We start from the raw sequence: 23,743 nt of genomic DNA on the forward strand, positions 1-23,743 counted from the left end.
GCTCTTCAGCACCGGGCCGACGGCGGACCAGACGGGCCCTTCGGCACCGAGCCGACGGCGGACCAGGCAGGCTCCTCGGCACCGGGCCATCCGCCCGACCCGCACCTGCCCCATGGACGTGCGGCACCCGCTCCGGCGGCTGGGGCGACCCCGTCAGCGGCCCGGCTCGCACCCCACCTGGGCACCGGTCCCGATCCGGGTGAGCAGCGCGTCGAGGTCGACGCCCGCGTGCCGCAGCACCTCGGCGGCCCGGCTCTCCCTGTCGGCGGCGAGGGCGGCGAGCAGGTCGAGGCCGCCGGCCGGGGTAGCGCCGCGCAGCACGGCCCGGACGCGGGCGGCCTCCATGGCCCCGGCGGCCGCGGGCGACAGCACCGTCTCCTTGGCCGCGGCCACGACCGGTACGGCGCCGGAGTCCTCGACGCTGCTCCGCCACTGGAGCCCGTACCCGATGCTGCGTTGCACGAGGTAGCCGAGCAGGCGCGCCAGTTGGGGCCCGCCGTCGAAGACGGCCCGCACCTCGGACTCGTGCTCGATCAGCGAGTGCAGCAGGTGCGCCGTGTCGACCTGCCGGTCCCCGTCGCGTACCGCACGCCGGCGTGCGCCGGCCACGACCGGGGCCAGCGCCGCGCTCGGGCCGGTGTCGATGTCTGCCCGGGTCGGGCCGGGCTCTGCGCCCTGGGGGGTACGGCTTTGCACTCTCACACCCCATCAGTCCCCCGCGGGGCCCGGCATCGGCGGCGGGGAGCATTTCCGCGTCCCACACAGGGTGTGCACACCTGGGTGGGTTGTCCTCCTTACGGATGACTTCCGGCCGTTCTCGCTGGTGGGGGCGCGCGCCGCCGTGCTTCGCGCCGGGTGCGCAACCATCGTGCCCCGGCGCTCGTCCGTGAGGGGCATGGAGAGCGGGTGTTGGTTGGTCACCCTGCCGGCGGCCGACGGACGACTGTACGTGTACCGGGTGTACGCGCCCGCGGACGCGCTGCCCGCCGACCTGTTCTGGGACGCCTGGCACTGCCACGACGAGGGTCCGTTCCCCCGCGCCCCCGACCTCTTCGACGCCGCGGTGATACGGCACGTCGGCCGGGCGCCGCGCTGAGTCCCCGCCGGGCGGCTGCCGTCATGCGTCGGCGCGCCGCGCGACCACCACCGTCGCGTACAGCTCCTCGTCGGTGACGACGCGCGGCGCGAGCCCCGCGTCCGTGACGGCCGCGACCGCTGCGGGCACCTGCCGCTCGCTCGTCTCGAAGAGCAGCAGGCCGCCGGGCGCCAGCCACCGCGGCGCCTCCGCGGTCACCCGCCGCAGCACGTCGAGCCCGTCCGCGCCGCCGTCGAGCGCGACGCGCGCCTCGTGTTCGCGGGCCTCGGCGGGCAGCAGCGCGACCTCGCCGGACGGGACGTAGGGCACGTTGGCGAGCAGGATGTCGGTCCGCCCGCGCAGCGCAGCGGGCAGCGCCGCGTACAGGTCACCCTCGTGGACGTGGCCGCCGAGCGCGCCCACGTTGCGGCGGGCACAGGCGACGGCTGCCGGGTCGATGTCGGCGGCGTGCAGTTCGGCGCGGCCGAGGGCCGTGGCGAGCGCCGCGCCCAGGGCACCCGACCCGCAGCACAGGTCCACGACGACGGCACCGGGTGCCGCGAGCGCGGCCGCCTCGCGGACGAGTGCCTCGGTGCGGCGGCGCGGCACGAAGACGCGGGGGTCGACGGCGACGCGCAGCCCCGCGAACTCGGCCCAGCCGACGACGTGTTCCAGCGGCAGCCCGCTCACCCGCCGCGCCACCAGGGCGTCCAGCTCCGCGGGCGTCGCCGCGGCGGCCACCAGCAGCTCCGCCTCCTCCTCCGCGAACACGCAACCCGCGGCGCGCAGCCGCGCCACCGCGTCCGCACAGGCCGGGTGGTCGGCGTCGGGTCGGGCGGACGACGGCATGCGGGGGCCTTTCCAGCAGTACGAGCAGTTGTGCAGCGGTGCAAGCGGGTACGAAGCCGTACGAGCAGGCAGTACGAGCCGTACGAGCAGCACCGAGAGGGTGCCGGGCCGCGGAGCGGCAGGCGGAGCACCACCCTATCCGGCGCCCAGCCGCGGCCACTTCGGCCGTCCCACCCCTGTCCTCGAACGAGCCGTACGACCGGGGCCAGCCGTACGAGCCGGGCGAGCCGTACGGGCCGGGCGACGGGCCCGCCCGGACGGCGCGGTGCCCCGCACAGGGTGTGCGGGGCACCGGCACGGCCGCGCTCCGGATACGGGCGGCGCGGCCCGCTCCACCTCAGTCCTCATCGGCGAGGATCAGGTACAGCTTCTTGCGGGCGTCGTTGATGACGGTCAGCGCCTTGTCGCGCTGTTCCTTGGAGCCGGTCTTCCAGACCTGGCCGAACGCCTCCATCAGGCCGAAGCCGGCCTGCCGGATCTCGGTGAGGGCCTCCCAGTCGACGCCGCGGCCGGAGTCCTCCCAGGGCGCCTCGGGCCCCTCGTCCGCCGCCGCGCGGCCGGAGTCGGTGAGCGAGAAGAGCTTCTTGCCGCCCTCGCTCGCGCTGGCGATCAGCCCCTCGTCCTCCAGGAGCTGGAGGGTCGGGTAGACGGAGCCGGGGCTGGGCTTCCACGCCCCGCCGCTGCGCTCGGCGATCTCCTGGATCATCTCGTAGCCGTGCATCGGCCGGTCCTTCAGCAGCGCCAGGATGGACGCCCGGACGTCGCCGCGCCGGGCCCGGCCGCGCGGGCCGCCCCTGCCGCCGCGCCCGCCCCAGGGGCCGGGGCCGCCGAAGCCGGGCCCGAAGGGGCCGAACGCCGCGCGCCGCCCCTCGAAACCGCCCCGGCCCTCGGGCCCGGGTCCGTGGGGTCCGCGCCCGCGGCCCCGCCTGTGCTCGTGCTCGTAACCGTGTTCATAACCGTGGGAACGCATGTCGGTCAGTCCTTTCCTCGTTCCATGGTGTCGCCGCGAGCGTTCGCGGCGCCTGGTCGGTGACCACGCTTCTGGTCGGCGGCTCGGCCGACAGGGACCGCGTCGGTCACCTCGCAACATCGCATCGACATCGACTCGACATCATTGATCAGTCGCGATGCTTCAACGATATATCGGAACAGTACGTACGACAAGACTTCGACGGCCAACCCCGACAAAAGGAGCCACCGCCCCGACCACAGACCGACGGAATCTCGTGAACAAAGGCCAGTCATGACGGATTGGCCTTGGCGGCGCGCCCTGGTGGCTCCCTAGGGTCGTCCGCATGACCACATCCCCACGGACCCGCATCCGTGTCGTCGACGCCTTCGCCGAGCGCCCCTTCACCGGGAATCCGGCCGGAGTGCTGCTCCTCGACTCGTTCCCGGACGACGACTGGCTCCAGCGGGTGGCCGCCGAGGTGAACCACGCGGAGACCGCCTTCGCCCACCCGCTGCCCGAGGGCGACGGGGTCGACTGGGCGCTGCGCTGGTTCACGCCCGCCACCGAGGTCGACCTGTGCGGCCACGCCACGCTGGCCACCGCGCACGTCCTGCGCTCCACCGGCGCCGCCGAGGGGCCGGTGCGCTTCGCCACCCGGTCCGGGGTGCTCACCGCCACCGCCCACGCGGACGGCTCGATCACGCTCGACTTCCCGACGGCGCCGCTCACCCCCGCCACCGTCCCGGACGGCGTCGCCGAAGCCCTGGGCGCCGAGCCGCTGTCGGCGTACGACACCGGGCCACACCTAGGCGACCTGCTGGTCGAGCTGGTCGACGAGCGGACCGTGCGCGCGCTCACGCCGGACCACAGGGCCCTGGTCGCGCACTCGGAGCGCGGCATCATCGCGACGGCCCGCGCCGAGGACCCCGCGCGCGGGTACGACTTCGTCTCACGCGGCTTCTTCCCGCGCGTCGGCATCGACGAGGACCCGGTCACGGGCAGCGCGCACACCGCCCTGGCGCCGTTCTGGTCAGGGCGCCTGGGCCGCGCCGACCTCACCGGCCTCCAGGCCTCGGCGCGCTCCGGCCTGGTCCGCACCGGCCTGCGCGGCGACCGCACCCTGCTGACGGGCCGCGCGGTCACCGTCATCGAGGGCGACCTGCTGGCCTGACGGCGGCGACGCGCGCCCCGCCTACGGCACGGGGTGGCCGCTCCACGGCACCGGCGCGGCCCCCGCCGCGCCGCGCCCCCGCGTCACGCGGTGGGCAGCCACCCGACCTTGCCCGCGAGCAGCCCGTAGCCCACGAAGGCCCCGATGTCGAGCAGCGAGTGGGCCACCACCAGCGGCCCGACGCGGCCCCAGCGCCGGTAGAGCAGCACGAACACCACGCCCATCGCCATGTTCCCGATGAACCCGCCGATGCCCTGGTACAGGTGGTACGACCCGCGCAGCACCGAACTCCCCACCAGCGCGGCCATCGGCGTCCACCCGAGCTGTCCGAGCCTGCGCAGCAGATAGCCGACGACGAGCACTTCCTCCAGGATCGCGTTCTGCAGCGCCGACAGGACCAGCACCGGGTACTTCCACCACACGTCCGGGAGGTTCTCCGGGACCACCGTGAGGTTGAAGCCGAGGCCGCGGGCCGCCAGGTAGAAGGCGATGCCCGTCGATCCGATGACGGCGGCCACCGCGGCCCCGCGGCCGAGGTCCGGCCACGGCCGCGTCCGGTCGAAGCCGACGGTCCGCAGCCCCGAGCCCTCCCGCAGCAGGAAGTGCGCGACCAGCACCACGGGCACCAGCGCGGTGGCGATGCCGAAGAGCTGCCACGCGAGGTCGAGCCAGGGCCGCCCCGGTGCCGCCGAGGTGTTCATCCGGGCGGCCTGCTCGTCCAGGCCGCCCGGCCTGGTGACCGACCCGATGAAGCTGATCAGCGACGACACGCCGCTCGCGCCCAGCGACAGCGCGAGCACCAGCAGCGTCTCGTGGCCGAGGAACCGTCGCGAGAGCCTCGTCTCGGGAAGGACACCGGCCGTCGGCCCCGGCTCCGCTCGCACTGCTGCCTCCACTGGCGCGTTCCGCCTCGTCGCTCGCGTGCCGCCCGCGCCGCCGTCGTCCCGGGGCGGCGGGCGCACCTGGATCGTCACAGCTTGCCCGATGCCCTCGGCGGGCGGTCGGCCGACCCGCGCTCACGCCGTCGCGCACCCGCCCGGGACGCGGTCTCCCGTCCCGCGGTCCCTGTCGTACGCCCTCACGTACGGCGCTTCCTCACACGCGCAGCGCCGGTTCCGGCAGCCCCACCGGCCAGGTGTGCACCGGCTCCCCGGCGTGCATCAACGCGCTGTACCGGCGCGTGGTGGCGGCGAGCGCCGCCTCGCGCTCCAAGCCGCCCTCCAGTGCCCGGTGGTACGTCGCCGCCTGCCAGGTCGCGCCGTTCACGCGCCGCCTGCACCGCTCGTCGATCACACCCAGGTACAGATCGCGGTCGGCGGGCTCCACGCCCCAGGCGTCGAGTCCGGCCGCGGCGAGCGGCAGCAGCTCGTCGCGCACCAGGTCGACGGCCGCCACCTCCACCAGTCCGCCGTGCCGGCCGCGCCGCGGCCACTCCAGGCGGGCGTCGATGCCGTAGCGGCAGGCGGTGTCGAAGTTCCGGGCCGCCACCTCGAAGGGCAGACGGCTCCACACCGGCCGCGCCTCCTCGGCCAGCGCGCGCACCAGGCCGTAGTAGAAGGCGGCGTTGGCGATGACGTCGGTGACGGTGGGGCCCGCGGGCAGGACGCGGTTCTCCACGCGCAGGTGCGGCACGCCGTCGGCGATGCCGTACACGGGCCGGTTCCAGCGGTACACCGTGCCGTTGTGCAGCGTCAGTTCGGCCAGCCGCGGCACCCCGCCCTCGTCGAGCACGCGCTGCGGGTCCTCGTCCTCGCACAGCGGGATCAGCGCCGGGAAGTACCGCAGGTTCTCCTCGAACAGGTCGTACGCGCTGGAGATCCACCGCTCGCCGAACCAACTGCGCGGCCGCACCCCCTGCGCCTGGAGCTCGGGCGGCCGCGTGTCCGTGGACTGCAGGAACAGCGGCGGCCGCGACTCCCGCCACAGCTCGTGCCCGAACAGGAACGGCGCGTTGGCGCCCACCGCCACCTGCGCGGCCGCGATCGACTCCGCGGCGTTCCAGACGTCGGCGAACTTCCCCGGGGTGACCTGGAGGTGGAGCTGCACCGACGTGCACGCCGCCTCGGGCGCGATGGACGCCGACGAACACCGCAGCCGCTCCACGCCCTCGATGTCGAGCGCGAAGTGCTCCCCGCGGGCCGCCACCATCTGGTCGTTGAGCAGGGCGTAGCGGTCGTCGTCGGAGAGGTTCGCGGAGACCAGGTCGGCCCGGCTCAAGGTCGGCAGAATACCGATCATCACGATGCCCGCGTCCACCTCCGCCGCTTTCCGGTGGGCATAGGCGAGGCCCGTGCGCAGCTCCTCGGCGAGCTGGTCGAGAACGCGGCCGCCCAGCCGGTGCGGGGCGATGTTCACTTCCAGGTTGAACATTCCGAGTTCGGTCTGGAAATCGCGGCTCGCGATACGCTCGAGAACTTCCGCATTCATCATTCTCGGAGTGCCGTCGGGTCCCGTGAGATTCAGCTCTATCTCGAGGCCCAGGAGATTCTTGGGCCGGTCGAAGCGCCGCTCCTCGAGCATCCGCCCGAGCGCGTCGAGGCACTGCTGGTGCTTGATCCGGTACAGCTGGCGATCGGACAGGTCGTACGACCCCGCCTCGACCTTCTCCCCCATCGGAGCGTCCCTCCTCGCCTGGGCGGCACACAGCCCGGCCGCTGTGTACGGAGGATGATGCCCCGCCGATGTGATCCATAACGCCCCCGCGGAGCCGCCCGCCCGGTAGGCTACGGAAAGGTGACCCGCGGCACATTCGCCAGGCAAGCCGCAGCGCGCAGATTCAATGCCTCCGGTTGTGGTCGAAAATACCGGCGAGAACCGGCCGACCGCACCCGCGAGAAGCCCCGAGGTCAATCGCCCGGAACGGATCGTGAATCAGGAGAAATCTCCCATAAGCGCGACCGGATGAAGCCTTGACCGGCATATGGGGAACGGCTAGCGGAAACTTTTCCTGAACACTTGTCGTATAAACTCCCTGGTTGAGGCAGAGAGTTGGCGCTCGCGGTGCCCCCCCCCCCGGGTCCCCTGCCCCCGCCCCCTCTGACCCCGAGCAGACAGCGCTGTCCGCACCTGCCCCCGCCCCGCCGTGCCTGTCGAATGAGAGGCGACCCACCATGCCGCTGCATGTCCCCCCGGCTCCCGCACCCGCTGTACGCAGTGTCCTCACGGCCCTCGGTTCCCCCACCGCCGTCCGCGAGGCCCGCACCCCGTCCCTGCGTGCCGCCCAAGGCCCCACGCGCCCGGAAACGCCGCTGCCGCTCTTCGAGTTGGTCCGCTCGGCGGCGCCCGCCGCGGCCACGAAGCTCACCGGGTGGCGGTTCCTGATCCGCTCCGGCGAGCGCGCGGTGGCGGCGGCGGACACGATGCTCACCCCGGACGGCTGGGCGTTCTCGCACTTCTGCGAAGGCCCGTACATCGCCTCCACCGAGCGGGCACTGCTCCACGCCGAGGCCCTGCCGCAGGCGTACCAGCCGCGGCTGCTCTCCGTGCCGGAGCTCTACATGCTCACCCTGTGGCTGCACGGCGACTGCACGACGGACGGCGCGAGCGGCGCGCTCGACCCCGCTGACGTACTGGTTCCGCTCGCTCCCGCGCCCCCCGGCATCGCCGCCCACCGCCCGCACCGCGCCGCCGACCTGCTGCCGGTGCTCATCCACCGCCTGACCCCGGCCCCGCTGCTCACCTCACCCGCCTGACCACCCGCACCTGCCCGCCCACGTGCCCCGCCGCCCCCGGCCGCGGGGCACGGTGCTGCCCGGTGCCGCCCGGAATGCCCATCCGGACTAGCCCACTTCGGCCACGCCGAACCACCCGAAGGGACAGGGGAGTTGGACTGAACCGTCCGCGCGGGTGATACGTCCTTAAGCAGTAGGAAACCGGTGCCGCAAAATCCCTGCGGAATCACGCCCGTGGGGCAACACTGGACGGGACCGACTCGACCAACGGGGGAACGGGGGCGGCATGACCACCACATCAAGCCGTAGCACGGACGCGACCACCACCACTTCGCAGCGAAAGAACCCTTCCATGTGCCAGCACCAGCCACCCTGCCCGACAGCCGAATCCGCCGACAGGGAGGCCGCGTCGCTCGTCGCGCACCACCCGGAGCAGGGCTGGAGTCTGCTGTGCAACGGCGTCCTGCTCTTCGAGGACACCGGTGAGCTGCTGCCGAACGGCGAGATCATCGCGCCGCACCGGCCGCTGGGCACGAGCCAGGTGATGACGGCCGCCTGAGCCGCCGGCACGACCACACCACCGCGGAACAGCGCCTTCGCACCGAACCGGTACCTCACCGGACCGCTGCGAAACCCGAAAGGGCCGGCCCGGAGGACTTCTCCCGAAGTCTCCGAACCGGCCCTGACTTGTGCGCGCCGCACCCGGCCGCCCTCACCCGGCAACCGGCAGGCGCCCGGCCCCCGTGGTCCTGGGTCCCGGGGGCGCGACCTCAGTCCTCGTACGCGTCCAGCGGCGGGCAGGAGCAGACCAGGTTGCGGTCGCCGTACGCCTGGTCGATGCGGCGCACCGGCGGCCAGTACTTGTCCGCCGCGGACACCCCGGCCGGGAAGACGGCCTCGGCGCGGCTGTAGCCGTGCTCCCAGTCGTCGCCGAGCGCGGCCGCGGTGTGCGGCGCGTTCCGCAGCGGGTTGTCCTCCGCGGCCCACTCGCCGCTCGCGACCTTCTCGATCTCCCCGCGGATGGCGATCATCGCCTCGCAGAAACGGTCCAGCTCGACCAGGTCCTCGCTCTCCGTCGGCTCGATCATCAGCGTGCCGGCGACCGGGAAGGACATGGTCGGCGCGTGGAAGCCGTAGTCGATGAGGCGCTTGGCGATGTCGTCGACGCTGACGCCCGTGGACTTGCTCAGCGGCCGCAGGTCGATGATGCACTCGTGCGCGACGAGCCCGCCGGGGCCGGTGTAGAGCACCGGGTAGTGCGGCTCAAGGCGCTTGGCGATGTAGTTCGCCGACAGGACCGCCACCTGCGTGGCCCGCTTGAGGCCCTCGCCGCCCATGAGCCGGACGTACGCCCAGGAGATCGGCAGGATGCCGGCCGAGCCCCACGGCGCGGCGGAGACCGGGCCGACGCCGGTCTCGGGCCCGGCGGCGGGCTGCAGCGGGTGGTTGGGCAGGTACGGGGCGAGGTGCTCGCGCACCGCCACCGGGCCGACGCCGGGACCGCCGCCGCCGTGCGGGATGCAGAAGGTCTTGTGCAGGTTCAGGTGGGAGACGTCGCCGCCGAAGTGCCCCGGCTTGGCGAGCCCCACCAGCGCGTTGAGGTTGGCGCCGTCGACGTACACCTGGCCGCCCGCGTCGTGCACGGCCGCGCAGATGTCGGCGACGTGCTCCTCGAACACGCCGTGCGTGGACGGGTAGGTGATCATGAGCACGGCGAGCTGCTCGCGGTGCTGCTCTATCTTCGCCCGCAGGTCCTCGACGTCGATCTCGCCGTCGTCGGCGGTCTTCACGACGACGACCTTCATCCCGGCCATCACGGCGCTCGCGGCGTTGGTGCCGTGCGCGGAGGACGGGATGAGGCAGACGGTGCGCTGCTCGTCGCCGTTGGCCCGGTGGTAGCCGCGCACCGCGAGCAGACCGGCCAGCTCACCCTGGGACCCGGCGTTCGGCTGGAGCGAGACCTTGTCGTAGCCGGTGACCTCGGCGAGACGTTCCTCCAGCTCGCGGATGAGGGTCAGGTAGCCCTGCGCCTGCGGGGCGGGCGCGAAGGGGTGCAGCTGCCCGAACTCCGGCCAGGTGACGGCTTCCATCTCCGTGGTCGCGTTGAGCTTCATGGTGCAGGAGCCCAGCGGGATCATGCCGCGGTCGAGCGCGTAGTCGCGGTCGGCGAGCCGGCGCAGGTAGCGCAGCATCGAGGTCTCGGAGCGGTACTGGTGGAAGACCGGGTGGGTCAGGTACTCGTCCGAGCGCAGCAGCCCCGCGGGCAGGGCGTCCTCGGTGCTCGCGTCCAGGGCCTCGATGTCGGCCTCGACGCCGAACGCCGACCACAGAGCGGCGAGCTGCGCGCGCGTGGTGGTCTCGTCGCAGGCGAACGACACGTGGTCGGCGTCGGCCAGGTGGATGTTGACCCCGCGCTCGCGCGCGGCGGCGACCACGTCGGCGGCCTTGCCGGGCACCCGGGCGGTCAGCGTGTCGAAGTACGCGCCGTGCACGATCTCGACCCCGCCCGCCGTCAGGCCCGCGGCGAGCAGCGTGGCGTACCGGTGCGTGCGGCGCGCGATGGCCCGCAGGCCCTCGGGGCCGTGGTAGACGGCGTACATCCCGGCCATGACGGCGAGCAGCACCTGCGCGGTACAGATGTTGCTGGTCGCCTTCTCGCGGCGGATGTGCTGCTCACGGGTCTGCAGCGCCAGGCGGTAGGCCTTGTTGCCGTCGGCGTCGACGGAGACGCCGACCAGGCGGCCGGGCAGGTTGCGGGCGAACTTCTCGTGCACCGCCATGTAGCCGGCGTGCGGCCCGCCGAAGCCCATGGGCACGCCGAAGCGCTGCGTCGTGCCGACGGCGATGTCGGCGCCGAGCTCGCCGGGCGAGGTGAGCAGGGTCAGCGCGAGCAGGTCGGCGGCGACGGTGACGATCGCGCCGCGCTCGTGGGCCTGCTCGATGACCGGCTTGATGTCGCGGACGGCACCGGAGGCGCCCGGGTACTGGACCAGGACACCGTTGATCTCACGCCCGTCGAGCTCCGCGGGCAGGCCGTCGCTCAGGTCCGCGACGACGACCTCGACACCGGTCGGTTCGGCCCGGGTCCGGATCACGGCGACGGTCTGCGGCAGCGCGTCGGCGTCGACGACGAACACGCCGTTCTTGACCTTGCCGACGCGGCGCGAGAGCGCCATGGCCTCGGCGGCGGCGGTGCCCTCGTCCAGCAGGGAGGCGCCCGAGGTGGGCAGGCCGGTCAGGTCGGCGACGACGGTCTGGAAGTTGAGCAGCGCCTCCAGACGACCCTGCGAGATCTCCGGCTGGTAGGGCGTGTACGCCGTGTACCAGGACGGGTTCTCCATCACGTTCCGCAGGATGACGGGCGGCGTGAACGTCCCGTAGTAGCCGAGCCCGATCATCGAGTCGAGGACCTGGTTGCGGTCCGCCAGCGCACGCAGCTCGGCCAGCACCTCGGCCTCGGTGCGGGCGCCGGGCAGCTCCAGGGCCTCGGCGTTCTTGATCACATCCGGCACGGCGGCCGCGGTGAGCTCGTCGAGGGAGCCGTACCCGACCTGGGCGAGCATCTTGGCACGCGCTTCGGCGTCGGGGCCGATGTGCCGCTGCTCGAAGGGGATGCCCTGTTCGAGTTGCGAAAGCGGGGTGCGAGGAGTGGCGGTCATGGCGGAGGCCTCCTGGTCTGGCACGACCTGCGAGGGGTACCACGGCGCGGGTACCCGTACGGCCTCCCCCTCTGTCATCTCAACCTGAGAGCTTCACAGGCCCGCCCAGGGCGGCCCTGCTTGCACCGTCGGTGAGGAAGGGATTCGAACGTGCCCGCCCGACGCCCGCCCTGCTTTCCAGAGTGGCCTCATCCGTGCGGTACAGGGGCCTGAGAGATTCCGGGGAGGAGTTGCTCCTTCGGCGCTCCCCGGTGCTGCCACCGAAGAGCTCTCCCGCACGGGGTCAACAGCCGCTTGCCAGCCTACCAGCGAGGTCCCTGCCCGATCCCTCGAGTGGCCGCCCGCCCCGAAGTGCTCTTTCGTAGTGATGAGGGGGTGCTGCGAAAGTACTTCCGAGCGTGACAAGCGCCGACGAGCACTGGCAGGCCGGATAAGTCCTCATAAGGGCTGAGAAGCCCGAGATACGCCTAGAAGTACTGTGAAGCGCTGAGAAGCGACATCGACCTCGGCGAGCAACGACAACCGAAAGCCGGTCAGCCCGGATGAGCCGCGATCAACGGGAGGGAACGTGCAGACAGATATCGATCCCCGCAACCTGATCGGCCGCAAGGCGTTCGACCGCGACGGCAACAGGATCGGCACGGTCGACGAGATCTACCTCGACGACGCGACCGGCGCCCCTGAGTGGGCCGCCATACGCACCGGCCTGTTCAGCCGGGACGCCTTCGTCCCGCTGGAGTCCAGCGAGCTGGTCAAGGACGGCACCCTCCGCGTCCCCTTCGACCGTGCCCTGATCAGGGACGCCCCGGATTTCGGCGTCGGCCGCCACCTCTCCCCCGAGCAGGAACTCCAGCTCTACCGCCACTACGGCCTGGACGTCGCCCCGGCCCCGCCTTTCCCCGATCACGACTTCGGCCCCACCCCCGAAGACAGCAACACCTGACCATCCCCATCCGACTGGCCCCCACCCGGTGGCCCCCAGTCCGGCTGCCTCCTCGTCCGGGCTGCCCCTCGCCCGGCTACCTCCCGTGCGCCTGCCTCCCGTACGGCTGCTTTCCGTACGTTGCCTCCCGCACGGCTGTCTCCTCGCCCCGGCTGCCCCTCGCCCGGCTACCTCCCGTGCGCCCTGCCTTCCGTACGGCTACCTCCTCTCCCGGCTGGCCCCGTCCGGCGCCCCCCATCGGGCTGCCTCCCCGTCCGGCTAGCCCGTCCGGCGCCCCCATCCGGCTGCCTCCCCGTCCGGCTGGCCTTGTCCAACGGCCCCTGCCGGTCCTCACTGAGGCTGCCGGATTTCGCTACATCTGCCGGTCCTTGCCACGCCTGCCGCTCGTCCCGTGCCTGCCGGTTCTTGCCACGCCTGCCGTCGCCTCCGCCACCGGTGCCGGTGCCCGCCCGGGCCGGTGCTCACCAGGCCTGTCGGCCTCTCCACCCCTGACGCCCGGCCAGCACCCCAGCCCTGGTCACTCAGCCGCCGACCTCCCCGATACAGCTACGCCCTACGCCCTCCGCACGCCCCCAGCGCCCCTTCCCTAGCCCGTACCAGCGATACCCCCTGCACCCCGGTCGCCCCACACGCCCACCTCATCCACGGCTGCCGCCGCCGCTCCCCCACCGACAACCCCGGCGGCCGTCACCAACGGCAGCGGATCCGAAGGCTCCAGTTCCGGGTCGTCCGTGCGGAACGTGCGCACCCGGCCCGGGGGCGACTCCGGTGTCTCGAACCGCACCGTCACCCGCCCCAGGCCGCTTCCCTGCACCCACCCGGGTCCGTACACGGCATGCCGTACGTCGTGCCCCGCGGGCCACCGCCGCTCGACAGGCGCCACCGGCTCCCCGGCCCCGGCCCCCGCAAGGACCGCCACCTGGTGCGTCGCGTCCCCCAGGCCCGAGACAGGTCTCGTCCCGGCCCCCTCAACCGACGCACCGGCCTCAGCACCACCCCCGCTCACAGCCCCTCCACCAGCTTCGGCCACCCCGTCACGCTCAGCAGGCGAGGCCCCCGGCCCCTCCCCGGCCTCCACCAGCGCATGCGCCTCGGCCTGCGCCTGGGCCTGCGCGAACAGGTCCTCCTGCGTGAAGTCCGCGAGTCCGCTCACCCCTACGCCGAGCAGACGCACCCCGCCCGTCGTGTCCACCGACTCCAGAAGCCGCGCGGCCGCCTCCCGCACCACCGCCGGGTCGTCCGTGGGCCCCCGTAGCGTCTCGGAGCGGGTCAGCGTCGAGAAGTCGAAGCGCCGCACCTTGAGGACGATGGTCCGGCCGGAGTGCCCGGCCGCCCGCAGCCGCTGCACGCACCGGTCGGCGAGCCGCGCCACCTCCAGGCGCACCCGCACCCGGTCGTGGATGTCCACGTCGTACGTGTCCTCGACACTGACGGACTTGGTGTCCCGCTCGGCCACCACGGCTCGCTCGTCCCGCGCCAGCGCCATCGCGTACAACCCCTCGCCGTGGGCCCTGCCCAGGAGCCGCACCAGCTCGTCCTGCCCGGCCTCCGCCAGCTCCCCCACCGTGGTGATCCCCGCCCGCCGCAGGTGGTCCCCCGTCGCCGGGCCCACGCCGGGCAGCACCCGCACCGACATCGGCCCGAGCAGCTCCCGCTCCGTGCCCGGCTCTATCAGCCTGAGCCCGTCGGGCTTGGCCTCCTCGGAGGCGATCTTCGCGAGCATCTTGGACGCGGCGAGCCCCACGGACCCCGTCAGCCCCGTCACCCGCCGGATGTCCGCCCGCAGCCGCTCCCCCACGGCCCGGGCCGAGGCCGCGTCATCGGCGACTCCACCGGCCTCCAGGTCCACGAAGGCCTCGTCGAGGCTGAGCGGCTCCACGAGCGGCGACAGCTCCCGCAGCAGCCCCATGACCTGCTCGCTGATCTCCCGGTACAGCCCGAAGCGCGGCACGAGGTACGCCGCGTTCGGCGCGAGCCGGCGCGCCTGCCCCATCGGCATGGCCGAGTGCACCCCGAACCGCCTGGCCTCGTAGGACGCCGTCGCCACGACCCCGCGCGGCCCCAGCCCGCCGACCACGACGGCCTTGCCGCGCAGGCTCGGCTTCGCGGCCTGCTCGGCTGACGCGTAGAAGGCATCCATGTCGAGATGCAGGATCGTCGGCGCGGTTCTCACACCTCTGATGCTGCCCTACGCCACTGACAATGCCCTGGACCAGGCCCACCGGCCGACGGAACACGACAACCGCCCCAGCCGAAGCACCTCGGCACACAGGCAGCAACAACCTCGTGGCTTGCAGCCCAGGGAGGAGCGAGGAACCCCGTCACCAGCGCGGACCGGCGCACCGCAAGGGCGCGTACGACCCCCTGCGCGCTCCGCAGGCCCGCCCCCGCACCAGCCCGGCACGGAACAGCCTTCGGCCCGATACGCGGCCCTCAGGCCCTCATACGGCCCGGTTCCGCCGCCGCGCCAGCTCGTCCCCCGGATGGTGTCCGACCAGCGTCTCTCCCGTGTCGACGCGCTCCCCGTGCAACTGGGACAGCGCGGCCTCGACATCCCGCCACACGACTCCGACGGCGATTCCGAAGACCCCCTGGCCCCCCTGGAGCAGCTCGTGCACCTCGCCGGGCGACGTGCACTCGTACACCGTCGCGCCGTCACTCATCAGCGTCGTGCGCTCCAGGTCCTGGAAACCGCTGTCCCGCAGGTGCTGCACGGTGGTGCGGATGTTCTGCAACGAGACGCCGGTGTCCAGGAAACGCTTCACGATCTTCAGCACGACGACATCGCGGAAGCTGTAGAGCCGCTGGGTCCCGGAGCCGCCCGCCGCACGCACACTGGGCTCCACGAGCCCGGTACGCGCCCAGTAGTCGAGTTGCCGGTACGTGATGCCCGCCGCCGCGCACGCCGTGGGGCCGCGGTAACCGATGCGGTCCCGCTCGGGCTGCTGTGTCCGGTCTTCCGGTGCGGACGGGCTGCCGTTACCGTGGAGCGCCACCGGGCGCCTCGAAGGGGGTTCGGCCGAGCCGCCGTGCAGCGGATACGAACCGCCCACCGCTGTACCGTCGCCGCTGCTTCTCACGCCGACCTCCGTCCTTGACCTGCCTCATCGACGGTAGGCAGTCGCCAGGGGCTCGTCAACGATCGCCACACTCGCCACGCCGAGTGATAATCACCCTGCGAGTGGTTTCGCGTCCCCTGCCGCGGGGAAAGGCTAGCCGAATGCTCCGGAGCGGGCCTCTCCGCGGCCGCTCACGAGCACCCGGCTGTCACTGGGTACCCAGCTGTCGCCGGGCACCCGGCCGTCACTGGCTGCTGGTGCCGAAGTCCTCGGGCGAGATCTGGTCGAGGAACTCGCGGAACTTCTCCACCTCGTCCTCCTGCTCGTCCGGGATGGCGATGCCCGCGTCGTCCAGCACCCCGTCACTGCCGTAGATCGGCGTCCCGGTGCGCAGCGCCAGCGCTATGGCGTCCGAGGGACGGGCGCTCACCTCGACCCCGCTGGCGAAGACCAGCTCGGCGTAGAACACGCCTTCCCGCAGGTCGGTGATGCGCACTTCGGTGAGCTCCTGACCCACGGCCTCCAGCACGTCCTTGAAAAGGTCGTGCGTCAGCGGCCGCGCGGGTGCCATGCCCTGCTGTGCGAAGGCGATGGCGGTCGCCTCCCCTGGTCCGATCCAGATGGGGAGGTACCGGTCGCCTCCCACTTCACGCAGGAGCACGATCGGCTGGTTGGAGGGCATTTCGACCCGGACACCTACGACGTCGAGCTCGTTCACACAGCAACCCTAGGACGTGCCCGGCAGGTTTGGGTAGTCGGGCACCCGTCGAGTCAGCGCGGCCGCACACCCAGGGCACTGTGCACGAGTGCCGTGTGCAGCCTGCCCGTGAGCCCCGCTAGCTCTTTCGTACGCGCTTCCGCATGGGCCCTGGTCTGCGGATTGCGGTGCCGGCGCAGCGGCGCCACGATCTGGTCGACGAGGGCCGCGTCCCGCTCCGCCGCGGCCTTCATGGCCCGCAGATGCCGTGGCTCGATGCCGAAGCGTCCGAGCTCCACGACGAGCGCGGCCACGGTCACGGCGTCGGCGTCGTAGCTGCCGTCCGGCAGCGGCGCGATCAGGCCGTACGCCTCCCACTCCGCCAGTTGGCCCTCCTCGGCCTCGACGGCGGCGAGCAAGGCGTCCCGCCCCACCCGGGCGGCGGTGCGCTCCTCCTGCTCGCCGGGCGGGGCGTCGTCGCTCCCGTCCCGCTGCTGGCCCACCGAAGGCAGCGTGACCTGCTCCCCCCGCGCCATCGCGTCGAGCTGCTCGCGGATGACCTTCAGCGGGAGGTAGTGGTCGCGCTGCACCCGCAGCACGTACGCCAGGCGTTCGACGTCCTCGGGGCTGAACTTGCGGTACCCGGACGGGGTGCGCTGCGGTTCCACGAGGCCTTCCGACTCCAAGAACCTGATCTTGGAGATGGTGACCTCGGGGAACTCGTCACGCAGCACGTTCAGGACCGCGCCGATGCTCATCAGCCGGTCGTCCGCAGCGGCGGTGCCGCTTCCGGCACCGCCCCTCGGTGTGTGCAGCATGGGCCTTCCTGGGGGTGGTTCAGATGCCCCGCTGGCTCGCGTAGAAGACCAGTCGGTACTTGCCGATCTGGACCTCGTCGCCGTTGGACAGGGCGACGGAGTCGATCCGCTCCCGGTTCACGTACGTGCCGTTGAGGCTGCCGACGTCGGCGACGGTGAAGCTGCCGTCCGCGGCGCGACGGAACTCCACGTGGCGGCGCGACACGGTCACGTCGTCCAGGAAGATGTCGCTCTGCGGGTGGCGCCCCGCCGTCGTCAGGTCGCCGTCCAGCAGGAAGCGGCTGCCCGAGTTCGGCCCGCGCCGGACCACGAGCAGCGCCGAGCCGAGCGGCAGCGCGTCCACGGCGGCCTGGGCCTCGGGCGACAGCGCCGGGGACGGCGTCTGGCCCGTGGTCTCGGCGTCGTAGGCCTCCAGGCCGGAGATGGAGATCGTCGACGTGGTCTCGGACGGACGCTCGGCCACCGCCCCGGGCCGCAGCGGCGCACCGCAGTTGGAGCAGAACCGGCTGGCCTGCGCGTTGCGGTTGCCGCACCTCTGACACACCAGGGCCGACATGGACGGATCCTCCTGCCGCGGCTGCCCCGTCGGGGCATGGGACGCGTACGGGTCCTGGGTAAACCCTCCACCCGTACCTGAGGTTGACGGATCCCCGAAACCTATGCGGCCGGAACTGGCAGGGTCAACAGACGACGCGCCCTGTCCGCCCGAAATGTCTCCACCCGGGCCACCCACCTGGTCCCGGAACAGCGGGCGCTCGCCCACCTGGGTCTCGGGCACGTCTCCCTTACGCGCCGCACGGTGGCGGGCGTCGTCACGCGTACTCTTGCCGAACAACTTCGCAAACAACTTCACGGGCGATTCCCCTTGACCGAAACAGACCCGCCCGTGGGGCAGGACGAACCCTGATTGCACACACCGGCGTACATGGGCGACACCGACATCCTCACAACGTCCGGAGCCGCCAAACAGTTTCCACCACGCACCGCGTCCCGCGTGCGCCGACCCCCCGCAACCTCATGCCCGGGACCGCCGGCCCCCATGCGACCCCGCCTCACTGGGAGGACGACCGAGCGTAGTCAGGCCGCTTCGCGGGTCGCAAGGCATCCACGACGATCTTCTCCGTACGTGCGACAGTGACCGTGGCCTGCTCCTTCTCCAGAGTCTGCACCACACCGCCGGGGATGTTGAGCGCGGGCTCCAGGTCCTGGGGCTTGCCGATGACCTTGAAACGGTAGGGCTCGGCGACCTTGCGGCCGTCCACGCGCACACCGCCGCCCGCCGCGTCCGAGAGATGGGTGCCGGCCACCACCCGTACGTCGTTGACCTGGATGGCCTCGGCGCCCGCGGCGCGCAGCTCCTGGATGGCGTCGAGCAGCATGTTGGCCTCCACCGTCCCCTTCTTGTCGTCGATCGTCAGCGTGATGCCGGGCCCCTGGGCGGCCACGGTGCCCGCGAGGACGCCGAGTTGCCGTTCCCGCTCGGCGGTCTGCTTGCGGGCCTCCTCGGCCTGGTCCGAGCTGCTCTCGAGGCCGGTGCGCTGTTCCTCGAGACGCCGCTTCTCATCTTCCAGACGCTGAGTACGGTCATCCAGTTCATCGAGGATGCGAACAAGATCTTCTTGTCGTGCGCCGCGCAGCGCGTCACTGCTGTCATTGGTGGACCGCACCTGGATCGCCAGGCCCAGGCCGAGCACGAACAGCAGCAACGCCACGATGAGTTGGGCCCGGGTGAGGCGCGGCGGCCACAGACCCTTCACGAGCCGCTGGCGCCCGGTCAGCGGCGCCGGTCCCGTCCGCGCGTTCCCGGCCTCGTCACCGGTCCCGCGGGGCGGCACCGGGATCTCGGGGGGCAGCTCCCTGCGGGGGCCGCCGCCGGGCGTGTCGTCCCCGTTCCTGGGGCTGAGCGAGCTCATCGGCCTCACGCCCGGAAGACGTGCCGGCGGATGGCCGCGGCGTTGGAGAAGATGCGGATGCCGAGGACCACGACGACCCCCGTCGAGAGCTGGGCGCCCACGCCCAGCTTGTCCCCGAGGAAGACGATGAGCGCGGCCACCACCACGTTCGACAGGAACGACACCACGAAGACCTTGTCGTCGAAGATCCCGTCGAGCATCGCCCGCAGACCGCCGAACACCGCGTCGAGCGCGGCCACCACGGCGATCGGAAGATACGGCTCGACCACCGCGGGCACCTCGGGCCGGACCAGCAGTCCGGCCACGACTCCCACGACGAGGCCCAGTACGGCGATCACGATGCGCTCTTCCCTGCCTTCGGCTCTGCTGTTCGTACGGTCACACTGGGCGCGGCCGGCAGCCGGAGGTCGTCCGCCACCGAGATGCCGGTGCGGATACCGAAGTTCTCCTGGAGAGCATGCAGATACTGGCCGTCGGGGCTGTTCTGGAATCTGGTGCTCAACTGCTGGCCGTCGCCCACCGCGAGCACCGTATACGGCGGCACCAGCGGCTTGTTGTCGACCAGTATCGCGTCACCGGCCGCCCTGATGGCCGACAGTGCCGTCAGCCGCTGGTCGTTGATGGCGATCGCCTCGGCGCCGGACTGCCACAGGCCGTTGACGACGCGCTGCATGTCCCGGTCACGCACTCGGCCGGTGTCGGAGAAGCCGCCGTTGTCCCGGGGGCCGCCGCCGCCCTGATCGGCTTCCTTCTTGTCGTTGACGACCAGCCGGACGCCGGGACCGTGCACCGGCGTCGCGCCGGACAGCAGGGAGACCAGATCGGCCGTGCCCCCGCCGTGTTCGCGCAGCGCGGCCCGCTGCCGGGTGTTCACGTCGTTGCGCAGGTCGTCGACCTCGTCCTCGAGGTCGTCCGCGTCGGTGGTCGCCGCCTCGACCCGGTCGATCAGTTCGGCGCGTTCCTTGGCGAGGACGGGGGCCGCTATGCGCGCCTGGGCCGCGCCGACGGTCACGACGAGCGCGGCGAGCACCAGGCCGAGCGCGAGCCCGAGTTTCGCCCGGAGTGTCTTGGGCACCCCGGTTGTGCCGGATTCCCTCTTGCGGGCGGCGGCCTCCGCGTACCCCTCGTCCAGGCTGTGGTCCATGACGGTGGTGAGCAGCGACATGGAAGCGTCCGGGCGCGAGGCGCGCGGGACGGTGCTCCGAACGGGGGGCTGCTGCGGCATGCCGCACATCGTCGCACGTCGCGGGCGCTACCTCCGAATGGCCCCACCGATGTGCCGGACAGCACCACTTACGGGTGCTGTCCGGCACATATGCACGCTCAGCGGCCGGCGCTGTCCACCACTGCCGCCCATTCGTCGAGCAGCGCCTGCGCCGAAGCCTCGTCGGGACCTTCGGCCCACAGGTGGGTGACCGCTTCCGCCGGGTCGGGCAGCACCAGCACCCAGCGCCCGTCCGCCTCCACGACCCGTACGCCGTCGGTGGTGTCCACGGACCGGTCGCCCGCGGCCTCCACGACGCTGCGCATGACGAGGCCCTTGACGGCCCACGGCGTGGCGAGGTCCCTGCGCTGCACGTGGGCGCGCGGGATCCGGGCGTCGATCTGGCTGAGCGTGAGCTGCGTGCGCGCCACGAGCCCGATGAGCCGTACGAACGCGGCCGTGCCGTCGAAGACGCTGCTGAACTCCGGCACGATGAAGCCGCCGCGCCCGTCACCGCCGAAGATCGTCGAGTCGCCGCGTCCGACCCGGGTCAGGTCGTCCGGCGACGTGGTCGTCCAGTCGACCTGCGTGCCGTGGTACGCGGCGACCTGCTCGGCGATCCGCGTCGTCGTCACGGGCAGCGCCACGCGGCCGCTGCGCCGCTCGGCCGCCACCAGGTCCAGCATGACGAGCAGTGCCCGGTCGTCCTCGACGATGCGGCCCTTCTCGTCGACCAGGGAGAGCCGCTCGCCGACGGGGTCGAAGCGCACGCCGAAGGCCGCACGGGCCGACGCCACGATCTCGCCGAGCCGCATCAGTCCCGCTCTGCGGGCGTCGGCGGACTCGGTGGGCCGCGACTCGTCGAGGCCCGGGTTGATCGTCAGCGCGTCCACGCCGAGCTTGCCGAGCAGGCTGGGCAGCACGAGCCCCGCGCTGCCGTTCGACGCGTCGACGACGACCTTCAACCCGGACTCGGCGATGCCGGAGGTGTCGACGTTCCGCAGCAGCGACCCGGTGTACGAGTCGAAGACGCTGGACGGGAAGTGCAGGTCACCGATCTCTCCGGGGAAGGCCCGCCGGTACTCCTGGCGCGCGTACACCCGGTCGAGCTTGCGCTGGCTGGCCTGCGAGAGGTCCGCTCCCTGCCCGTCGAAGAACATGATGTCGACGGAGTCAGGCACCCCGGGCGTCGTACGGATCATGATGCCGCCGGCGCTGCCGCGTGCCGTCTGCTGCCGCGCCACCGGCAGCGGCACGTTCTCCAGGTCCCGTACGTCGATGGCGCTGGCCTGCAGCGCGGAGATCACGGCCCGCTTGAGCGCCCGGGCACCACGGGAATGGTCACGCGCGGTGGTGACCGTCGAGCCCTTCTTCAGGGTCGTGGCGTAGGCGCCGGCGAGGCGTACCGCGAGCTCCGGGGTGATCTCCACGTTCAGGATGCCGGAGACCCCGCGCGCGCCGAAGAGGTGCGCCTGGCCGCGGGACTCCCAGATGACGGAGGTGTTGACGAAGGCGCCGGCCTCGACCGTCTTGAACGGATAGACCCGTACGTTCCCCTGGACGATGGATTCCTCACCGACAAGGCATTCGTCGCCGATGACGGCGCCGTCCTCGATCCGTGCCGCCCGCATGATGTCCGTGTTCTTGCCGACGACACAGCCGCGGAGATTGCTGTGCGGTCCGATGTACACGTTGTCGTGCACCACGGTCTTGTGCAGGAAGGCTCCGCTCTTGACCACCACGTTCGAGCCCACGACGGTGTGCTCGCGGATTTCCGCGTCGGCCTCGACCTTCGCGTAGTCACCGATGTACAGCGGCCCGCGCAGCACGGCGTCGGGGTGCACCTCGGCGCCTTCGGCGACCCACACTCCGGGCGAGATCTCGAAGCCGTCGAGTTCGACGTCGACCTTGCCTTCGAGGACGTCGGCCTGTGCCTTCACATAGCTTTCGTGGGTGCCGACGTCCTCCCAGTAGCCCTCGGCGACATAGCCGTAGACCGGCTTGCCTTCCTTCATGAGCTGCGGGAAGACGTCCCCGGACCAGTCGACCGGCACATCGGGGTCGACGTAGTCGAAGACCTCGGGCTCCATGACGTAGATACCGGTGTTCACCGTGTCGGAGAAGACCTGGCCCCAGGTCGGCTTCTCCAGGAAGCGCTCGACCTTGCCTTCTTCGTCGACGATGGTGATACCGAATTCCAGCGGATTGGGGACGCGCGTCAGACAGACGGTGACGAGGGCGCCCTTCTCCTTGTGGAAGTTGATCAGCTCGGTGAGGTCGAAGTCGGTCAGAGCGTCACCGGAGATGACCAGGAAGGCGTCGTCCTTCAGCGCCTCCTCGGCGTTCTTCACGCTGCCGGCGGTGCCGAGTGGCTTCTCCTCATTGGCATAGGTGAGCTCCATTCCGAGCTCTTCACCGTCGCCGAAGTAGTTCTTGACGAGGGACGCCAGGAACTGGACGGTCACTACGGTCTCGGTGAGCCCATGCCTTTTCAGCAGGCGCAGCACGTGCTCCATGATCGGCCGGTTGGCGACCGGCAGGAGCGGCTTGGGCATGCTCGAGGTCATGGGGCGCAGGCGTGTGCCCTCGCCCCCGGCCATCACGACGGCCTTCATGTCGGTAGCGTCCTCCTCGATAGATGACGATCACGCCGACCGAGCCCACCGGATTTGGCCCGTTCCCTACTGTCCCGGGCCCGCAAACTGCTACCGCTGTCGCATGGGCGAGGCTCAATCGGCCGTGGCGTCCGCCCTGACAAGTCGGCGGACCTGAACCACATAGAGGACTCCTGCCCACCAATACAGGGTTGTACCCCATCCGGCGAACGCCCATCCGAAAATAGCAGCGAGTGTATGGATCCAGCCACTTCCGTCACTGAGGAGCAGCAGCGGAAAGGCGTACATAAGGTTGAAGGTAGCGGCCTTCCCGAGGAAGTTCACCTGGGGCGGCGGATAGCCGTGCCGCCGGAGGATCCCCACCATCACGAGCAGGACCAGCTCGCGCAGAAGGAGTATGCCGGTCAGCCACAGCGGCAGAATCTCGCGCCAGGTCAGGCCGACCAGCGTCGACAGAATGTAGAGCCGGTCCGCCGCGGGGTCGAGGATGCGGCCGAGGCTGCTGATCTGGTTCCATCGGCGCGCGAGCTTGCCGTCGAGGTAGTCGCTGACACCGCTCAGCGCCAGGACGAGCAGCGCCCAGCCGTCGCTCTTCGGGCCCCCGAACTCAGGCCTGAGGATCAACCACAGGAAGAGCGGCACGCCGACGAGACGCGCCATGCTGAGGATGTTGGGGATGGTGAGGACCCGGTCCGTCTGGACACGCGTCTCCTGGACCTCCACCCGGGGGCCTCCTGTGGGGAACGAGCGAATGATGCCCCCCGACCCTACCGCCAGTCGTCAGGCGTCAGTGCGGGTGGGGTACCTGACGCGACAAACAAAAAAGCCGTGTTCCCCGAGTCTTCTGACTCGGGTAACACGGCTTTCTCTCAACAATAGTTCGGCGGCGTCCTACTCTCCCACAGGGTCCCCCCTGCAGTACCATCGGCGCTGAAAGGCTTAGCTTCCGGGTTCGGAATGTAACCGGGCGTTTCCCTCACGCTATGACCACCGAAACACTATGAAACTCTCAACAACCGCACCACACCACGGTGTGGGGTTGTTCGTGGTTTCAGAACCAACACAGTGAACGCGAGCAACTGAGGACAAGCCCTCGGCCTATTAGTACCAGTCAACT

21 protein-coding genes, 1 rRNA gene and 1 riboswitch are annotated in these 23,743 nt (G+C 71.5%); of the genes, 5 read left to right on the forward strand and 17 right to left on the reverse strand.

Annotated elements, in window-relative coordinates:
- Positions 1 to 153 precede the first annotated feature (153 nt).
- Positions 154 to 696 carry a Clp protease N-terminal domain-containing protein gene (locus QK440_RS13560; RefSeq protein ID WP_282793328.1) on the reverse strand — a complete coding sequence of 181 codons (543 nt, stop codon included), beginning with the start codon at positions 694 to 696 and terminating at the stop codon, positions 154 to 156.
- 199 nt (positions 697 to 895) lie between these two features.
- Between QK440_RS13560 and QK440_RS13565 the strand changes: the two genes are divergently transcribed.
- On the forward strand, positions 896 to 1,096 hold the full coding sequence (locus QK440_RS13565) for a hypothetical protein (RefSeq protein WP_282793329.1): 201 nt from the start codon (positions 896 to 898) through the stop codon (positions 1,094 to 1,096).
- A 21-nt stretch (positions 1,097 to 1,117) separates the two neighbouring features.
- Here QK440_RS13565 and QK440_RS13570 read toward each other — a convergent pair whose 3' ends face one another.
- Positions 1,118 to 1,924: a putative protein N(5)-glutamine methyltransferase gene (locus QK440_RS13570; RefSeq protein WP_282793330.1), complete on the reverse strand. Its 807-nt coding sequence runs from the start codon at positions 1,922 to 1,924 to the stop codon at positions 1,118 to 1,120.
- A gap of 337 nt (positions 1,925 to 2,261) precedes the next feature.
- On the reverse strand, positions 2,262 to 2,894 hold the full coding sequence (locus QK440_RS13575; RefSeq protein WP_282793331.1) for a PadR family transcriptional regulator: 633 nt from the start codon (positions 2,892 to 2,894) through the stop codon (positions 2,262 to 2,264).
- A 325-nt stretch (positions 2,895 to 3,219) separates the two neighbouring features.
- Here QK440_RS13575 and QK440_RS13580 point away from each other — a divergent pair, with 325 nt between their 5' ends.
- Positions 3,220 to 4,047 carry a PhzF family phenazine biosynthesis protein gene (locus tag QK440_RS13580; protein ID WP_282793332.1) on the forward strand — a complete coding sequence of 276 codons (828 nt, stop codon included), beginning with the start codon at positions 3,220 to 3,222 and terminating at the stop codon, positions 4,045 to 4,047.
- Positions 4,048 to 4,130: 83 nt separating this feature from the next.
- Here QK440_RS13580 and QK440_RS13585 read toward each other — a convergent pair whose 3' ends face one another.
- Entirely contained in the window at positions 4,131 to 4,931 is an 801-nt protein-coding gene (locus tag QK440_RS13585; RefSeq protein WP_282793333.1) for a type II CAAX endopeptidase family protein, read from the reverse strand.
- Between the two features lie 211 nt (positions 4,932 to 5,142).
- Positions 5,143 to 6,660 carry a glutamate--cysteine ligase gene (locus QK440_RS13590; RefSeq protein WP_282793334.1) on the reverse strand — a complete coding sequence of 506 codons (1,518 nt, stop codon included), beginning with the start codon at positions 6,658 to 6,660 and terminating at the stop codon, positions 5,143 to 5,145.
- Positions 6,661 to 7,157: 497 nt separating this feature from the next.
- Between QK440_RS13590 and QK440_RS13595 the strand changes: the two genes are divergently transcribed.
- Both QK440_RS13595 and QK440_RS13600 read left to right on the forward strand, forming a co-directional pair.
- Entirely contained in the window at positions 7,158 to 7,739 is a 582-nt protein-coding gene (locus QK440_RS13595) for a hypothetical protein (protein ID WP_282793335.1), read from the forward strand.
- A gap of 331 nt (positions 7,740 to 8,070) precedes the next feature.
- Positions 8,071 to 8,277, forward strand: coding sequence for a DUF5999 family protein (locus tag QK440_RS13600; RefSeq protein WP_190135238.1), 207 nt, complete (start codon positions 8,071 to 8,073; stop codon positions 8,275 to 8,277).
- Between the two features lie 211 nt (positions 8,278 to 8,488).
- On the opposite strand, the gene gcvP is transcribed toward QK440_RS13600, so the two are convergent.
- A complete protein-coding gene (gcvP, locus tag QK440_RS13605) occupies positions 8,489 to 11,377 on the reverse strand; it encodes an aminomethyl-transferring glycine dehydrogenase (RefSeq protein WP_282793336.1) in 2,889 nt (962 codons plus the stop codon).
- Positions 11,378 to 11,564: 187 nt separating this feature from the next.
- Positions 11,565 to 11,663: riboswitch (glycine riboswitch) on the reverse strand.
- Between the two features lie 282 nt (positions 11,664 to 11,945).
- Between gcvP and QK440_RS13610 the strand changes: the two genes are divergently transcribed.
- Positions 11,946 to 12,320, forward strand: a complete 375-nt coding sequence (locus QK440_RS13610) for a PRC-barrel domain-containing protein (protein ID WP_282793337.1) — start codon at positions 11,946 to 11,948, stop codon at positions 12,318 to 12,320.
- Between the two features lie 586 nt (positions 12,321 to 12,906).
- On the opposite strand, the gene QK440_RS13615 is transcribed toward QK440_RS13610, so the two are convergent.
- The 11 genes from QK440_RS13615 to rrf form a co-directional block, all read right to left on the reverse strand.
- The gene (locus tag QK440_RS13615; protein WP_282793338.1) at positions 12,907 to 14,493 is read right to left on the reverse strand and encodes a DNA polymerase IV; all 1,587 of its coding nucleotides are present in this window, start codon (positions 14,491 to 14,493) and stop codon (positions 12,907 to 12,909) included.
- A gap of 268 nt (positions 14,494 to 14,761) precedes the next feature.
- Positions 14,762 to 15,400, reverse strand: coding sequence for a MerR family transcriptional regulator (locus QK440_RS13620; protein ID WP_282793339.1), 639 nt, complete (start codon positions 15,398 to 15,400; stop codon positions 14,762 to 14,764).
- A gap of 223 nt (positions 15,401 to 15,623) precedes the next feature.
- Positions 15,624 to 16,097 (reverse strand): bifunctional nuclease family protein, encoded by a 474-nt coding sequence (locus QK440_RS13625; RefSeq protein WP_004002801.1) that lies wholly within the window; start codon positions 16,095 to 16,097, stop codon positions 15,624 to 15,626.
- A 53-nt stretch (positions 16,098 to 16,150) separates the two neighbouring features.
- The gene (locus QK440_RS13630; protein ID WP_282793340.1) at positions 16,151 to 16,894 is read right to left on the reverse strand and encodes a MerR family transcriptional regulator; all 744 of its coding nucleotides are present in this window, start codon (positions 16,892 to 16,894) and stop codon (positions 16,151 to 16,153) included.
- Between the two features lie 19 nt (positions 16,895 to 16,913).
- Positions 16,914 to 17,864, reverse strand: coding sequence for an FHA domain-containing protein (locus QK440_RS13635; RefSeq protein WP_282793348.1), 951 nt, complete (start codon positions 17,862 to 17,864; stop codon positions 16,914 to 16,916).
- An 82-nt stretch (positions 17,865 to 17,946) separates the two neighbouring features.
- A complete protein-coding gene (locus QK440_RS13640) occupies positions 17,947 to 18,807 on the reverse strand; it encodes a DUF881 domain-containing protein (protein ID WP_282793341.1) in 861 nt (286 codons plus the stop codon).
- 5 nt (positions 18,808 to 18,812) lie between these two features.
- Positions 18,813 to 19,145 (reverse strand): small basic family protein, encoded by a 333-nt coding sequence (locus QK440_RS13645; RefSeq protein ID WP_003988855.1) that lies wholly within the window; start codon positions 19,143 to 19,145, stop codon positions 18,813 to 18,815.
- Positions 19,142 to 20,041, reverse strand: coding sequence for a DUF881 domain-containing protein (locus QK440_RS13650; RefSeq protein WP_282793342.1), 900 nt, complete (start codon positions 20,039 to 20,041; stop codon positions 19,142 to 19,144). Before QK440_RS13650 ends, QK440_RS13645 begins: the two co-directional genes overlap by 4 nt.
- Positions 20,042 to 20,130: 89 nt before the next feature.
- On the reverse strand, positions 20,131 to 22,626 hold the full coding sequence (locus QK440_RS13655; protein ID WP_282793343.1) for a mannose-1-phosphate guanyltransferase: 2,496 nt from the start codon (positions 22,624 to 22,626) through the stop codon (positions 20,131 to 20,133).
- Between the two features lie 114 nt (positions 22,627 to 22,740).
- Positions 22,741 to 23,349: a CDP-alcohol phosphatidyltransferase family protein gene (locus QK440_RS13660; protein ID WP_282793344.1), complete on the reverse strand. Its 609-nt coding sequence runs from the start codon at positions 23,347 to 23,349 to the stop codon at positions 22,741 to 22,743.
- Positions 23,350 to 23,504: 155 nt separating this feature from the next.
- A 5S ribosomal RNA gene (gene rrf / locus QK440_RS13665) occupies positions 23,505 to 23,621 on the reverse strand.
- Positions 23,622 to 23,743 lie beyond the last annotated feature (122 nt).

Source organism: Streptomyces sp. CC224B (assembly GCF_030010595.1).
Classification (GTDB): domain Bacteria; phylum Actinomycetota; class Actinomycetes; order Streptomycetales; family Streptomycetaceae; genus Streptomyces; species Streptomyces longispororuber.

What these genes read in the sequence shown, in the direction of transcription:
- QK440_RS13565 (WP_282793329.1), top strand. Translation starts at nt 896, where the DNA reads ATGGAGAGCGGGTGTTGGTTGGTCACCCTGCCGGCGGCCGACGGACGA.
- QK440_RS13570 (WP_282793330.1), bottom strand. Translation starts at nt 1,924, where the DNA reads ATGCCGTCGTCCGCCCGACCCGACGCCGACCACCCGGCCTGTGCGGAC.
- QK440_RS13575 (WP_282793331.1), bottom strand. Translation starts at nt 2,894, where the DNA reads ATGCGTTCCCACGGTTATGAACACGGTTACGAGCACGAGCACAGGCGG.
- QK440_RS13580 (WP_282793332.1), top strand. Translation starts at nt 3,220, where the DNA reads ATGACCACATCCCCACGGACCCGCATCCGTGTCGTCGACGCCTTCGCC.
- QK440_RS13590 (WP_282793334.1), bottom strand. Translation starts at nt 6,660, where the DNA reads ATGGGGGAGAAGGTCGAGGCGGGGTCGTACGACCTGTCCGATCGCCAG.
- QK440_RS13595 (WP_282793335.1), top strand. Translation starts at nt 7,158, where the DNA reads ATGCCGCTGCATGTCCCCCCGGCTCCCGCACCCGCTGTACGCAGTGTC.
- QK440_RS13600 (WP_190135238.1), top strand. Translation starts at nt 8,071, where the DNA reads ATGTGCCAGCACCAGCCACCCTGCCCGACAGCCGAATCCGCCGACAGG.
- gcvP (WP_282793336.1), bottom strand. Translation starts at nt 11,377, where the DNA reads ATGACCGCCACTCCTCGCACCCCGCTTTCGCAACTCGAACAGGGCATC.
- QK440_RS13630 (WP_282793340.1), bottom strand. Translation starts at nt 16,894, where the DNA reads ATGCTGCACACACCGAGGGGCGGTGCCGGAAGCGGCACCGCCGCTGCG.
- QK440_RS13640 (WP_282793341.1), bottom strand. Translation starts at nt 18,807, where the DNA reads ATGAGCTCGCTCAGCCCCAGGAACGGGGACGACACGCCCGGCGGCGGC.
- QK440_RS13650 (WP_282793342.1), bottom strand. Translation starts at nt 20,041, where the DNA reads ATGTGCGGCATGCCGCAGCAGCCCCCCGTTCGGAGCACCGTCCCGCGC.
- QK440_RS13655 (WP_282793343.1), bottom strand. Translation starts at nt 22,626, where the DNA reads ATGAAGGCCGTCGTGATGGCCGGGGGCGAGGGCACACGCCTGCGCCCC.